13 protein-coding genes and 1 tRNA gene are annotated in these 13,531 nt (G+C 49.2%); 8 read left to right on the forward strand and 6 right to left on the reverse strand.

What is annotated here, in order from left to right:
• Positions 1–6: 6 nt before the first annotated feature.
• Together folK and folB are read right to left on the reverse strand one after the other, a co-directional pair.
• Positions 7–492, reverse strand: coding sequence for a 2-amino-4-hydroxy-6-hydroxymethyldihydropteridine diphosphokinase (gene folK / locus AC51G0_RS16455; protein WP_496299835.1), 486 nt, complete (start codon positions 490–492; stop codon positions 7–9).
• Complete coding sequence (gene folB, locus AC51G0_RS16460) at positions 489–842, reverse strand: dihydroneopterin aldolase (RefSeq protein ID WP_496299837.1); 354 nt, start codon at positions 840–842, stop codon at positions 489–491. Before folB ends, folK begins: the two co-directional genes overlap by 4 nt.
• Positions 843–1,066: 224 nt before the next feature.
• Here folB and plsY point away from each other — a divergent pair, with 224 nt between their 5' ends.
• Positions 1,067–1,690, forward strand: a complete 624-nt coding sequence (gene plsY / locus AC51G0_RS16465) for a glycerol-3-phosphate 1-O-acyltransferase PlsY (RefSeq protein WP_496299839.1) — start codon at positions 1,067–1,069, stop codon at positions 1,688–1,690.
• 45 nt (positions 1,691–1,735) lie between these two features.
• Here the strand turns inward: plsY and tsaD are convergent, their stop codons facing one another.
• On the reverse strand, positions 1,736–2,755 hold the full coding sequence (tsaD, locus tag AC51G0_RS16470; RefSeq protein ID WP_496299840.1) for a tRNA (adenosine(37)-N6)-threonylcarbamoyltransferase complex transferase subunit TsaD: 1,020 nt from the start codon (positions 2,753–2,755) through the stop codon (positions 1,736–1,738).
• Positions 2,756–2,937: 182 nt separating this feature from the next.
• Here tsaD and rpsU point away from each other — a divergent pair, with 182 nt between their 5' ends.
• The 7 genes from rpsU to AC51G0_RS16505 all read left to right on the forward strand — a co-directional run bounded on the left by rpsU (position 2,938) and on the right by AC51G0_RS16505 (position 10,738).
• Positions 2,938–3,153: a 30S ribosomal protein S21 gene (rpsU, locus tag AC51G0_RS16475; protein ID WP_005301411.1), complete on the forward strand. Its 216-nt coding sequence runs from the start codon at positions 2,938–2,940 to the stop codon at positions 3,151–3,153.
• Positions 3,154–3,180: 27 nt separating this feature from the next.
• Complete coding sequence (locus AC51G0_RS16480; protein WP_496299848.1) at positions 3,181–3,624, forward strand: GatB/YqeY domain-containing protein; 444 nt, start codon at positions 3,181–3,183, stop codon at positions 3,622–3,624.
• Between the two features lie 117 nt (positions 3,625–3,741).
• Entirely contained in the window at positions 3,742–5,499 is a 1,758-nt protein-coding gene (gene dnaG, locus AC51G0_RS16485) for a DNA primase (RefSeq protein ID WP_496299850.1), read from the forward strand.
• Positions 5,500–5,591: 92 nt separating this feature from the next.
• Positions 5,592–7,439 carry an RNA polymerase sigma factor RpoD gene (gene rpoD / locus AC51G0_RS16490; protein WP_496299851.1) on the forward strand — a complete coding sequence of 616 codons (1,848 nt, stop codon included), beginning with the start codon at positions 5,592–5,594 and terminating at the stop codon, positions 7,437–7,439.
• A gap of 203 nt (positions 7,440–7,642) precedes the next feature.
• Positions 7,643–7,718 (forward strand) — tRNA-Ile (locus AC51G0_RS16495).
• A 660-nt stretch (positions 7,719–8,378) separates the two neighbouring features.
• The gene (gene pykF, locus AC51G0_RS16500; protein ID WP_496299852.1) at positions 8,379–9,791 is read left to right on the forward strand and encodes a pyruvate kinase PykF; all 1,413 of its coding nucleotides are present in this window, start codon (positions 8,379–8,381) and stop codon (positions 9,789–9,791) included.
• A gap of 323 nt (positions 9,792–10,114) precedes the next feature.
• Positions 10,115–10,738, forward strand: coding sequence for a GntR family transcriptional regulator (locus AC51G0_RS16505; protein ID WP_496301988.1), 624 nt, complete (start codon positions 10,115–10,117; stop codon positions 10,736–10,738).
• A 64-nt stretch (positions 10,739–10,802) separates the two neighbouring features.
• Here the strand turns inward: AC51G0_RS16505 and AC51G0_RS16510 are convergent, their stop codons facing one another.
• The 3 genes from AC51G0_RS16510 to AC51G0_RS16520 form a co-directional block, all read right to left on the reverse strand.
• On the reverse strand, positions 10,803–10,931 hold the full coding sequence (locus tag AC51G0_RS16510; RefSeq protein WP_255724956.1) for a hypothetical protein: 129 nt from the start codon (positions 10,929–10,931) through the stop codon (positions 10,803–10,805).
• Positions 10,932–11,240: 309 nt separating this feature from the next.
• Positions 11,241–11,738, reverse strand: coding sequence for an acetolactate synthase small subunit (ilvN, locus tag AC51G0_RS16515; protein WP_128785430.1), 498 nt, complete (start codon positions 11,736–11,738; stop codon positions 11,241–11,243).
• A complete protein-coding gene (locus AC51G0_RS16520; RefSeq protein ID WP_496299853.1) occupies positions 11,738–13,456 on the reverse strand; it encodes an acetolactate synthase 3 large subunit in 1,719 nt (572 codons plus the stop codon). Before AC51G0_RS16520 ends, ilvN begins: the two co-directional genes overlap by 1 nt.
• Positions 13,457–13,531: the final 75 nt, after the last annotated feature.

Raw genomic sequence — 13,531 nt, forward strand, 5'->3', positions numbered from 1 at the left:
TATCCTTTAACATGCAATACGTTCTACAGGCCACAGCGCCTGCGAGTGTTCAAAAGAGTGCCATAACTGAGCAATGGTTCGCCCGTCTCCAGGAACAATCTGCTCCGGACACAGCTCCATCATTGGCAGTAATACAAAGGCAAACTTGTACAAATCAGGCCGGGGCAGTACCGGAGAGGCCGCTTGTACCACATCACCAAACAGTAGGATATCGAGATCGATGGTCCGGCTCTGGTTCTTCTGGGCATTGGGGGCCCGTCCATACTGCAGCTCAAGCTGCTTTAGGGTCTGCTGCAGCCGACCCAGTGGCAATGACGTTTTGATGGCAACGACACAATTGTAAAAATTGGGCCCGCAGAAACCCACAGGCTCTGCTTCAAATACCTGCGATACCCGGAAATCCGTTCCCAGCTTTTTCAACTCAGCGATCGCGGCCTGAATATGGTATTCACGCTCAATATTGGAACCTAGGCTGATATAAGCGGTGGTCACTTGCTGCCCCGTTCAATCTGCACCCCAACCCCGCGTGCATTTACCACTGCACCTGGCTTGGTAACCCGGACCCGGATCCACGGCACTGAAAATTGCGTCATGATCAAGCTTGCCACTTCCTCGGCAACGCGCTCAACCAGCAAAAAACGGCCATTCTGGATATGTCCGGTCACCGCATCACTCACCGAGGCATAGTCCAGGGCATAGGCCACATCATCACTGTCTGCCGCCGGACGGTTGTCATGCGCCATTTCCAAATCGAGCACGAGCTTCTGCTTAATGGTTTGTTCCCAGTCATACACCCCAATAGAGGCGATAACTTCAAGATGTTCGATAAATACTGAATCCATGTTCAATCGCTAATTTTGTTAGAGGTCGGATACCTAATTTGAGCAAAAACGCGTATTATCAGGTCGTAATCGTCAAAAATTATGACATTCATCCCTTGCTCGGCCTATTGCCTATGAGCAGGAAGCAAGCACTATATCACAGTCATAGTGCCAAAGCGGAATGAAAGTCAGGGCTCAAACATGGAGTAAGACGATACCCTTGTCACTAGCAGCTGGAATTTTGCATGACACCACTCGCACTTCTGATCATTATTGCCGCCTACCTGCTTGGCTCGATTTCAAGTGCCGTACTGATCTGCCGTCTGTACGGTCTACCCGATCCCCGCGATAGCGGCTCAGGCAACCCGGGAGCAACCAATGTCCTGCGTCTTGGCGGACGTGGTGCGGCGGCCATGGTACTGGTATGCGATATCCTCAAGGGTATGCTGCCGGTATGGCTAAGTTACTTTATTGGTATTAACCCCTTCCTGCTTGGCATTATTGGTATCGCTGCCTGCCTCGGCCATATCTATCCAATTTTTTTCCATTTCAGAGGTGGCAAAGGGGTGGCAACAGCACTAGGTGCTCTAGCCCCTATCGGCTGGGATCTCAGTGGGATGCTGATTGGAACCTGGCTACTAACCGTATTGATCTCGGGCTTTTCTTCCCTCGGCTCGCTGGTGACGGCACTGGCAGCCCCGATGTTTACCTGGTTGGTTAAACCTGAGTACACCATGCCGGTATCCATGCTTTCTTGTCTGATTGTCTTCCGCCACCACGACAATGTTCGTCGCCTGCTGGAAGGAAAGGAAGGTAAGATATGGAATAAATTCAGCCGCAGCACCAAGCAGTCAGGCAACAACTCGTAGAGCGATTCCCCCTGCCAGGTAGTGCGGCTGATGCACCGGACTGACTTATTCGCAGATCGGTTTTAGCTGGTCGATAGGCCAGCGAGGATGCGCCTTAACAGCGAGATCCATGGTTTCCTGGTTTTTCAGGCGCTGCATACCCGCATACGCAATCATCGCACCGTTATCAGTACAGAACTCTGTGCGCGGATAAAACACTTCACCCTTCATCCCGGTCATCAGTTTTTCCAGTTCCTGGCGCAGGTACTGGTTTGCACTAACACCGCCAGCAATGACCAGGCGCTTGAAGCCTGTCTGCTTCAGAGCACGCTTACATTTTATCGCCAGGGTGTCGACCACGGCTTCCTGGAACGCAAAGGCGATATCGGCCCGAGTCTGCTCATCATCGTCATTGGCCCGGATCGTATTGGCGGCGAAAGTTTTCAGACCTGAGAAGCTGAAATCCAGCCCCGGGCGATCGGTCATCGGACGCGGGAATTTGAAACGACCTTGGGTGCCTTTTTCTGCCAACTTTGACAGCAGCGGGCCACCTGGATAATCCAGCCCCATGAGCTTGGCGGTTTTATCAAATGCCTCGCCAGCAGCATCATCAATTGACTCGCCCAGGATCTGGTACTCGCCAATCCCTTTCACTTCAACCATCATGGTGTGACCACCGGATACCAGCAATGCCACAAACGGGAATTCAGGCGGGTTGTCTTCTAGCATCGGAGCCAGCAGGTGGCCTTCCATATGGTGCACGGCTACCGCGGGCAAATCCCATGCGTACGCTAAGCTACGGCCGATTGTTGCACCAACCAAAAGGGCGCCTACCAAACCCGGGCCTGCGGTATACGCAACCCCATCCAGATCGTCAGGTGTCAGCCCAGCATCGGCCAGTGCCTCCTTGATCAGTGGAATGGTCTTCTTTACATGGTCACGTGAAGCCAGCTCAGGCACCACGCCACCGTAGTCCGCGTGCAGCTTTACCTGGCTGTAAAGCTCATGAGCCAATAGGCCTTTTTCATCATCGAAAATGGCAACGCCTGTTTCGTCACAGGAGGTTTCGATGCCCAGTATACGCATAACAGCCTCTATACTTATGGTAATTGGAGGCAATGTTACCGCCCTTGACAGAAATTAACCAGTTCAGGGTTGCAGAATGCTTTACAAATGCCCCCAGATCAGATTAGAATTTCGCACCATTTTTAATCAGCTGACACTTTTGAACGTCAGCGTTAACCGAATCACTCTGAGGTGAGTATTACATGCCAGTAATCAAAGTACGTGAAAACGAACCGTTTGACGTAGCACTACGTCGTTTTAAGCGCTCTTGCGAAAAAGCAGGTATCCTTTCTGAAGTACGTCGTCGTGAGCACTTCGAAAAGCCTACTACTGTACGTAAGCGTGCGAAAGCAGCGGCAGTTAAGCGTCACCTGAAGAAATTGGCTCGCGAAAACGCGCGTCGCGTTCGTCTGTACTAATCTGACGATTAACAGAAGGAACGCGTTATGACCCTGACAGAACGTCTTAAAGACGAACAAAAAGCGGCGATGAAGGCAAAAAACAAGCCTCGTCTAGGTACTATCCGTTTAGTGATGGCTGCCATCAAGCAACGTGAAGTTGACGAAAAGATCACTCTTTCCGATGACGACGTGCTGGCAGTACTGACTAAAATGGTCAAGCAACGCCGTGATTCTGTCGCTCAATATGAAGCGGCAGATCGCCAGGATCTTGCCGATGTTGAACTCGCTGAAATTTCAGTTCTGGAAGAGTTTTTGCCTCAGCCACTGAGCGACGACGAAGTTGCCGCTCTGCTGGATAATGCAATTGCTACAACCGGTGCTACCAGCATGCAGGACATGGGCAAGCTGATGGGCGTACTGAAACCGCAAGTTCAGGGTCGTGCCGATATGGGTAAAGTTAGCCAGCTAGTGAAAGCGAAGCTTAGCTAAAACTAACCCAATTCTGCAACAAGCCGTGCTATCCATTTAGGAATGCGCGGCTTGTTTGTATTTTAGCGGCAATAAATTACAATCTTACTCCCGTTTTATTCAGGTAACGCTCACTTTATGGCAGGAAAAATCCCTCGTTCATTTATCGATGATCTCCTTGCACGACATGACATCGTGGATATTGTTGATGCCCGAGTGAAGCTTAAGAAGCAAGGCAAAAACTTTGGTGCCTGCTGCCCTTTCCATAATGAGAAAACCCCTTCTTTTTCCGTCAGCCAGGAAAAACAGTTCTACCACTGCTTTGGCTGCGGTGCCCACGGTAACGTCCTTGATTTTGTTATGGAGTTTGACCGTCTTGAGTTTGTCGAGGCGATTGAAGAGCTATCCTCCCAGCTAGGTTTGGAAGTCCCGCGCGAGCAAGGCAGCGGTGGTGGTTCGTCAGCACCTCGTAGCAAAGAAAAACTGGGCCTGTATGAGATGATGGGGCAGATTTCGCAGTTCTATAAATCCCAGCTCCGCACCCAGGAAGGCCAGGTGGCCGTTGACTACCTGAAAGGCCGGGGCCTATCGGGTGAAGTCGTACAAAAATTTGGTATCGGTTTTGTTCCCGATCAGTGGGATATGGTCCGTACCCGTTTTGGCCGAGATGCTGAATCGCAAAAATCACTTGTAACAGCAGGTATGCTGATCGAAAACGACAATGGTCGCCGCTATGACCGTTTCCGTGGCCGAGTGATGTTTCCGATTCATGATCGCCGCGGCCGGGTGATCGGCTTTGGTGGCCGAGTGCTAGGTGATGGCACCCCAAAATACCTCAACTCACCAGAGACCCCGATTTTCCACAAGGGCCGAGAGCTCTATGGCCTATACGAAGTCCTGCAGGCCTACCGCGAACCGGAAAGGCTGCTGGTAGTCGAAGGCTACATGGACGTGGTGGCCCTGGCCCAATTCGGTGTCGACTATGCCGTCGCCTCACTGGGTACCGCCACTACCGGTGACCATCTCCAAACCATGTTCCGCCAAACCGGTACTATCGTCTGCTGTTACGACGGTGACCGGGCAGGCCGTGATGCTGCATGGCGTGCGATGGAGCAGGCTCTGCCCTATCTGACCGATGGCCGCCAGCTCAAATTCATGTTCCTGCCGGATGGCGAGGATCCGGATACCTATATCCGCCAGTACGGCCAGGAAGGCTTCGAGCAACAAGTCCAAAGTGCGATGCCGCTGTCCGAGTTTATGTTTACGACACTGCTGCAGCAGGTCGATACCAGTAGCCGGGAAGGCAAGGCCAAGCTCAGCACCCTCGCCGTACCACTTATCGACAAGGTGCCAGGTGGTACACTACGGCTATACTTACGTGAGATGCTGGGCAAAAAATTGGGATTGCCTGACGAAGCTCAGCTTCAGCAGCTGATCGCCAAGCAAGGTGCCGTAACAAAGAAAGTTGGGCAACCAGAGATCAAACGTACACCGATGCGTGAAGTGATCGCCCTGCTGATCCAAAATCCCCATTTTGTCGGCAGCCTCGAATTTGATATGGCGGCATTTGAAGGGATTGAGGTCGCTGGACTAAATTTATTGATATCAGTAGTTGATAAATGCCGGTCTAACCCCAATATCACTACAGGCCAGTTACTAGAGTACTGGCGTGGTAGCAAAAGTGAAAACATGATGGCTCGTCTGGCTGCATGGGAGCTACCCCTCGCCAAAGACGAGGATAACACTCTAGATGTATTTTTAGACGCAATGGATAAAGTTATAGACCAATGCGTCAAACAGCAAATCGAAAAGTTGCAGGCTAAATCGAACACCGTCGGCTTATCAGTCGAAGAGAAGCGGGAATTGCAGTTATTGATACTCAATCGTCCCGGCTAGTAAGTAGTCAACAATTAAGAAATTTGTTATATTTATTGGTTTGCATTTCTGCATACTAAATTCTCACTCAGACCCGAAGTTGGATATCGTCTATGGAGCAAAATCCGCAGTCTCAGCTAAAGTTACTTGTCGCTAAAGGCAAAGAACAAGGCTATCTGACCTACGCCGAAGTAAATGACCACCTACCGGAAGACATTGTCGATTCCGATCAGGTGGAAGACATTATTCAGATGATCAATGACATGGGTATTAAGGTGGTTGAAACAGCCCCTGATGCCGACGAATTGATGATGACTGAAGATAATGCGGACGAAGACGCGATTGAAGCCGCCGCCCAAGCCCTGTCTAGCGTGGAAAGCGAGATCGGTCGTACAACCGATCCAGTACGCATGTACATGCGTGAAATGGGTACCGTAGAACTGCTTACCCGTGAGGGCGAAATTGATATCGCCAAGCGCATTGAAGATGGTATTAACCAGGTTCAGTGCTCAGTGGCCGAATATCCGACCGCCATCGCTCACCTGCTTGAGCAGTTCGATAAGGTTGAAGCCGATGAGCTTCGTCTAACCGACATTATTTCTGGTTTTGTTGATCCTAACGACGAGGAAACAACAGCACCAACAGCAACACATATCGGCTCCGAGCTAAGCGAATCCGATCTTGAAGACGAAGATAAAGATCTTGAAGACGGCGAAGACAGCGACGAAGACGAAGAAGAAGAAGATACAGGTATTGACCCTGAGCTTGCCCGTGAGAAGTTCCTGGAACTGCGTCACTCTTACGAGAGGATGGCAACGGCAATCAATACTCATGGCCGCCACAATGCGAAGACAGAAGTCGCCGTTGAAGAGCTGTCTGATATCTTCAAGCAGTTCCGCCTGATCCCGAAACAATTTGACCGCCTAGTCAGCTCACTACGTCAATCGATGGACCGCGTTCGTACTAACGAGCGTCTTATCATGCGTATGTGTGTCGACAACAGCAAGATGCCGAAGAAAACCTTCGTCAGCTTGTTTGCAGGCAATGAGTCTTCTAGCGAGTGGATCGACGAAGCACTGAACTCTGGCAAGCCATATGCCGAGCGCCTGAAGAACTACGAAGAAGATCTTCGCCGTTCTGCGCTAAAACTGCGTATTCTGGAAGAAGAAACCGGTCTTTCTATCGAGCGTATCAAAGACATCAGCCGCCGTATGTCTATCGGTGAAGCAAAAGCTCGCCGTGCCAAGAAAGAAATGGTTGAAGCAAACTTGCGTCTGGTTATTTCTATTGCCAAGAAATACACCAACCGTGGTCTGCAGTTCCTGGATCTGATCCAGGAAGGTAACATCGGCCTGATGAAAGCGGTTGATAAGTTTGAATACCGCCGTGGTTACAAGTTCTCGACTTATGCTACATGGTGGATCCGCCAGGCTATCACCCGCTCTATCGCTGACCAGGCGCGTACTATCCGTATCCCTGTTCACATGATCGAGACCATCAACAAACTGAACCGTATCTCTCGCCAGATGCTGCAGGAGATGGGTCGTGAGCCACTGCCAGAAGAACTGGCAGAGCGCATGATGATGCCGGAAGACAAAATCCGTAAAGTACTGAAGATTGCCAAAGAGCCAATCTCAATGGAAACCCCTATCGGTGATGATGAAGATTCGCACCTAGGTGATTTCATTGAAGATACCACGCTTCAGCTACCGATGGATGCGGCTACCGCAACCAACCTGCGCGGGGCAACCAACGATGTCCTTGCCGGCCTGACGCCGCGTGAAGCAAAAGTACTGCGTATGCGTTTTGGTATCGACATGAACACTGACCATACCTTGGAAGAGGTAGGTAAGCAGTTCGACGTTACCCGTGAGCGTATCCGTCAGATCGAAGCCAAGGCACTGCGTAAACTGCGTCACCCAAGCCGCTCAGACGTTCTGCGCAGCTTCCTTGACGAGTAATTACTACGTTTAGAACCTTTGATATACCAAAGAGCGAGCCCACCGGCTCGCTTTTTTTATCTCTACGATATGATTGAATATCAACACCTTAGCCTTACCTCCCAATTTTAGTACTTTTGCGTTAACCGCTTAAAAAGCAAACAAAACAATCACTTTATTCGCTAGACAAGCGCCAGGCCATCCCATATAATTTCCCGCACACTGGCCCCTTAGCTCAGTGGTTAGAGCAGGCGACTCATAATCGCTTGGTCCCCAGTTCAAGTCTGGGAGGGGCCACCACTTCTTTGTGGTAAAGAATTCCGAAAAGGCTGCCTATGGGCAGCCTTTTTTCGTATCGAGCCTGCCTGCATACTTCCCTCGCCAATATTTACCGCGAGTAAAAACGCAATGCTTTTTATGAGTTGTCCCCCCTCTGCATCCACCACAGGAAACAAACAGTTTACATTTGGGCACAATAAGCATATTTGATTTATTTCATAGCTAGAAATAAATCAACTATTGATACATAACAAAAAAAATCTGTGAAATAAGTAGATAATCTCACCCTCTGTAAGCACAGTAGGTAAAAAGTTTGCGCATCATCACAAGGTGATAAAAGAATCAAGCTGTGCTATAATACTGAGCTTGTTTGTTAGACAATTTTATGTCTGCACGACACATTCTCGTCATGATGACGTGAGAACATCTTTCAAGGAAGGGACGACACCAACAAAACATGCATGCAAGAGCCGCCTTATGAAAGCAACACGATGCTTTCATAAGGCTATATTTTTGTAAAAAATTTGTATTATCACCTAGATCTGATCACTGGAAGTTGCAAATGTTTGATCTGCCCCACAATTTGTAGGCGTATTTCAACATAAATGTACTCTGATTTTCAGGTATAACTCTGTGATTCAAATTTCCCTTGGGTAAAAGTTCGTCCGGAGACAATCCTCAATGAAAAAGACTAAGATCGTATGTACGATTGGACCTAAAACAGAATCTGTTGAAATGCTTACTAAGCTAGCTAACGCTGGTATGAACGTAATGCGTTTAAACTTCTCTCACGGTAACTTCGAAGAACACGGTCAACGTATCGAAAACCTACGTAACGTCATGGCAGAAACTGGCAAGCAACTTGCTATCCTGCTTGATACTAAAGGTCCTGAGATCCGTACAATCAAGCTAGAAAACGGTCAAGACTTTTCTCTGGTTGCTGGCCAGGAGTTCACTTTCACAACAGACACTTCTGTTATCGGTAACCAAGACCGCGTAGCGGTCACTTACCCTGGTTTCGCTAAAGACCTTACTAAAGGTAACATCATCCTTGTTGATGATGGTCTTATCGAAATGGAAGTACTTGAAACAACTGAAGCTGAAGTTAAGTGTAAAGTACTTAACAACGGTGACCTGGGTGAAAACAAAGGTGTAAACCTACCAGGTGTTTCTGTAAAACTTCCTGCACTGTCAGAAAAAGATAAAGCAGACCTAGTGTTTGGTTGTGAGCAAGGCGTTGATTTCGTTGCTGCATCTTTCATTCGTAAAGAAGAAGATGTTAAAGAAATCCGTGAGCTACTGAACGCAAACGGCGGCGAGAAGATCCAGATCATCTCTAAAATCGAGAACCAGGAAGGTGTTGATAACTTCGACGCAATCCTAGAAGCTTCTGACGGTATCATGGTTGCTCGTGGTGACCTAGGTGTTGAGATCCCGGTTGAAGAAGTTATCTTCGCGCAGAAGATGATGATCGAGAAGTGTAACCGTGCACGTAAAGTGGTTATCACTGCAACTCAGATGCTTGACTCTATGATCAAGAACCCACGTCCAACTCGTGCAGAAGCGGGCGACGTTGCGAACGCAATCATGGACGGTACAGATGCAGTAATGCTTTCTGGTGAGTCTGCGAAGGGTAAATACCCAATCGAAGCAGTAACTATCATGGCTCAAATCTGTGAGCGTACTGATGCTGCACTGAAAGCTGAACTAGGCTCTCGCCTAGATAGCCCTCGCCTGCGTATCACTGAAGCAGTATGTAAAGGCGCGGTAGATACTTCAGAGAAGCTAAGCGCTCCTCTAATCGTTGTTGCTACCGAAGCAGGTAAGTCTGCACGCTCTATTCGTAAGTACTTCCCTACTGCGAAGATCCTTGCAGTGACAACTAACACTAAGACAGCTGCTCAGCTAGCACTGACCAAAGGTGTTACACCAGTTGTTGTTGAGTCAATCGACAACACTGATGCTTTCTACAGCCGTGGTAAAGAGCTTGCTCTGGAAACTGGCCTAGGCGCTAAAGGCGATATCGTAGTAATGGTATCTGGCGCGCTAGTACCTTCTGGTACAACTAACACAGCTTCAGTACACGTACTATAAGACGTTAACTGAATCAAAGACGGGAGCCATTGGCTCCCGTTTTTTTATTTAAACCTACAAGCTTTGATCCCCATCTCTTAGCGGTAATTACTCACAGAACCAGCGTTTGTCTATCGCCCCACCCGTTTTTCCATCGTATACTCACCCTGTAGCATGATTCCCCCAGAGTATATCTTGCTTGCCAACCTACACTCTGGCTATGATTGGAATGGCTACTGCCTATATCCCCCTAAGCAATAATTGCTCAGGGTTAAAAACAATATTAAAAACAATAAAAAAGAAAGAGGAACGCAGTGTCTAGTCCTACTTTGACCAACAAAGTCATGGAAATGATCCGACAGGATATCTTGCTCGGTGAACTCGCTCCGGGACAAAAGCTTGTTGTTGCTGACTTAAAAGCCCGCTATGACGTCGGAGCCTCCCCTATCCGGGAAGCACTCGTGCAGCTGTCATGGAAAAAATACGTGAATTTCGCGCCTCAAAAAGGCTGCTGGGTCGCACCAGTATCGGTGACCGAGCTCGAAGATCTGTTTGAAACCAGCCAGCTCCTTTCCCAGGCCCTGCTTGAACGTGCCATGAAAAACGGCGATGAAGCCTGGGAACTCAATATTCTGACCAGCTTTCACAAACTCAGCCGAATAAACCCGGCGGCAGCCGATGTGGATTTCAACGAATGGGAAAAGCGCCACAGCGATTTCCACTTGGCGCTATTGGAGGGCAGTCAGTCAGTCGTTATGCTCGGGCTTTACCGTGAAGTCTACGAGCAAATTGAGCGCTACCGTCACATCTGGGTCAGCCACACTCGCCACTATGAAGAGCGATACCATGACAATGGTGAACATGAAGCGATGATGAAAGCGGTACTCAGCAGAAAACATGAAGAAGCGCTCACACTACTGAGCAATCACTCACAGCGCGCGATAGAAATGATCAAGGCCTATTTCTAAGAGCTGTAAATAACGCCTCCAGCGCACTATTTCAGCCCGCTCAGCCACCCACCATAACCCGGGATCACCAGAAGATCTCTTTATGGTGGGTATTGAGCAACAATACCGCCAGCAAGAAATACAGTGCACTGACATTGAACCCCAATAAAAACAGTCCCAGGGTGGTCAACCGAACCAAAAATTTATTTACCATCACCCATACTCCTTCAACCAAGAGTCCTTTCACACAGGGCAGCTAAGCCCATGACTACTGCGACTTTAGTCGAACACTAACTAGCAGGTAAGACAGTAATATAACCATCGAGGCTCCGTCATCCCTTATAGCCCCGTTCCCTGCCCGACCACCTATTAGACTTTAGTCTAAGACGCGTTACCTTTCCGGCCAAAATAACGAAGATTCAGAGTACAAAAGCAATGACTGTACCAGCCCAAAGACAACAAGCCCGGCTCAGGATCCCCTGAGCCGGGCTTGTTAATAATAATAGCAATATGGCGTATCTATTTACGCTTTCAGCGCTCGCTCACCACGGGCAATGCCAACGACGCCACTGCGCGCAACCTCAACGATTTCAGTCGCTTCAGCCACGGCAGAGATAAATGCATCCAGCTTATCACTGGTACCCGCCAACTGAATGGTGTAGATCTGAGTCGTTACATCAACAATCTGCCCCCGGAAGATATCTGCAGTCCGCTTGACCTCTGCACGGGCAAAACCACTGGCCTTTACCTTGACCAGCATCAGCTCTCGCTCGACATGCTCGGTTTCAGTCACATTGCTGACCTTGAGAATATCAATAAGCTTATGCAGTTGCTTCTCAATTTGCTCCAGAGCCGCATCGTCTTCCACATTAGTGGTGATGTTAAGACGCGACAGGGTCGGATCATCGGTCGGTGCGACCGTCAGCGACTCAATGTTGTAACCACGCTGGGAAAACAGGCCTACAACCCGTGATAATGCGCCCGATTCATTTTCAAGTAGTACTGATACAATCCTGCGCATTATGTTCTCTCCGTTTTGCTTAGCCACATTTCACTCATTGAACCACCACGAATCAGCATCGGGTAAACATGCTCGGTCTCATCCACACTGATATCGATAAAGACCAGCTTGTCTTTCATTGCCAGGGCTTTTTCAAGCTCGCTTTCTAGTTTGCTAGGATCCGAAATTCGCACCCCAACATGACCATAAGCCTCGGCAATAGCGGCAAAGTCAGGTACCGAATCCATGTAAGAATGAGAATGACGCCCTTGATAGATCATATCCTGCCACTGCTTCACCATACCAAGGAAACGGTTGTTAAGGTTGATGATCTTAACCGGAATATCGTACTGCAGTGCCGTCGATAGCTCTTGGATATTCATCTGGATACTACCGTCACCGGTCACACAGACCACTTCGGCATCTGGCAGCGCAAACTTCACGCCCATTGCTGCAGGTAAGCCAAAGCCCATGGTGCCCAAACCTCCGGAGTTGATCCAGCGGCGTGGCTTGTCAAACGGATAGTAGAGGGCCGCAAACATCTGGTGCTGGCCGACATCAGAAGCGACATAAGCATCACCATTGGTCAGCTTATAGAGAACTTCAATCACTTCTTGAGGCTTGATTCGCTCACTGTTTTTGTTGTAGCTCAAGCATTTACGTGCGCGCCACGACTCAATTTCGCTCCACCAGCTATCGATCGCCTGATCGTCATTGCCAGTGCTTTGCTCATCGAGCAGCTTAAGCATGCTGTTAAGCACCGTATCGGCCGAACCAACAATCGGGATATCAACCGCGATGGTTTTTGAAATCGAAGACGGGTCGATATCAATGTGCATGATGGTGGCATCAGGACAATACTTTTCAACATTATTGGTTGTGCGGTCATCAAAACGCACCCCGATCCCGAAGATCAGATCCGAATTATGCATCGCCATGTTGGCTTCATAGGTGCCGTGCATCCCCAACATACCCAGACAGTTCTTGTGCGAGCCTGGGAAAGCCCCTAGCCCCATCAGGGTATTAACAACAGGAATATCCAGCGACTCGGCCAACTTTAGGATCTGTTCGCCGCAATCGGACATGATGGCACCACCACCGACATACAGCACTGGTTTTTTGGCTGCCAGCAAGGCTTTAACACCGCGCTTGATCTGCCCCTTGTGTCCCTGCGTCGTCGGATTATAAGAGCGCATCGCAATCGACTCGGGATACTTATAGGGGTAAGTTTCAGCCGGGTTCAGCATATCTTTAGGGATATCAATAACGACTGGGCCAGGACGACCGCTGGATGCAATATAAAATGCTTTTTTGACAATATCAGGGATATCTTCTGGCTTCTTAACCAAAAAGCTGTGCTTCACGACAGGGCGGGAAATGCCCACCATGTCACACTCCTGGAAGGCATCATTACCAATCAGGTTACTCATAACCTGACCGGAAAACACAACCATTGGAATTGAGTCCATGTAGGCCGTCGCAATACCGGTAACCGCATTGGTTGCACCAGGACCGGATGTCACCAGTACCACCCCGACATCACCTGTCGCGCGGGCATAGCCATCAGCCATGTGTACTGCAGCCTGTTCGTGACGAACGAGAACATGCTCAATATCGCTTTTCTCGTGCAGCGCATCGTAAATATCAAGCACTGAGCCGCCAGGGTATCCGAAGATATGTTTTACGCCTTGATCGATCATCGAGCGAACGATCATGTCAGCGCCGGACAACATTTCCATATTTCTTGCCTCCAGGTCGTGTATATCACCCCATATAGCTAATTCATCCGGTTACATTGAAGCAGCGGTGCCTGT

The organism is Photobacterium sp. HL06 (assembly GCF_059552575.1).

Bases quoted from the DNA above. Each gene is read 5' to 3' on its own strand.
- folB (WP_496299837.1), bottom strand. From the start codon at position 842: ATGGATTCAGTATTTATCGAACATCTTGAAGTTATCGCCTCTATTGGG.
- plsY (WP_496299839.1), top strand. From the start codon at position 1,067: ATGACACCACTCGCACTTCTGATCATTATTGCCGCCTACCTGCTTGGC.
- tsaD (WP_496299840.1), bottom strand. From the start codon at position 2,755: ATGCGTATACTGGGCATCGAAACCTCCTGTGACGAAACAGGCGTTGCC.
- rpsU (WP_005301411.1), top strand. From the start codon at position 2,938: ATGCCAGTAATCAAAGTACGTGAAAACGAACCGTTTGACGTAGCACTA.
- AC51G0_RS16480 (WP_496299848.1), top strand. From the start codon at position 3,181: ATGACCCTGACAGAACGTCTTAAAGACGAACAAAAAGCGGCGATGAAG.
- dnaG (WP_496299850.1), top strand. From the start codon at position 3,742: ATGGCAGGAAAAATCCCTCGTTCATTTATCGATGATCTCCTTGCACGA.
- rpoD (WP_496299851.1), top strand. From the start codon at position 5,592: ATGGAGCAAAATCCGCAGTCTCAGCTAAAGTTACTTGTCGCTAAAGGC.
- pykF (WP_496299852.1), top strand. From the start codon at position 8,379: ATGAAAAAGACTAAGATCGTATGTACGATTGGACCTAAAACAGAATCT.
- AC51G0_RS16505 (WP_496301988.1), top strand. From the start codon at position 10,115: ATGGAAATGATCCGACAGGATATCTTGCTCGGTGAACTCGCTCCGGGA.
- AC51G0_RS16510 (WP_255724956.1), bottom strand. From the start codon at position 10,931: ATGGTAAATAAATTTTTGGTTCGGTTGACCACCCTGGGACTGTTTTTA.
- ilvN (WP_128785430.1), bottom strand. From the start codon at position 11,738: ATGCGCAGGATTGTATCAGTACTACTTGAAAATGAATCGGGCGCATTA.
- AC51G0_RS16520 (WP_496299853.1), bottom strand. From the start codon at position 13,456: ATGGAAATGTTGTCCGGCGCTGACATGATCGTTCGCTCGATGATCGAT.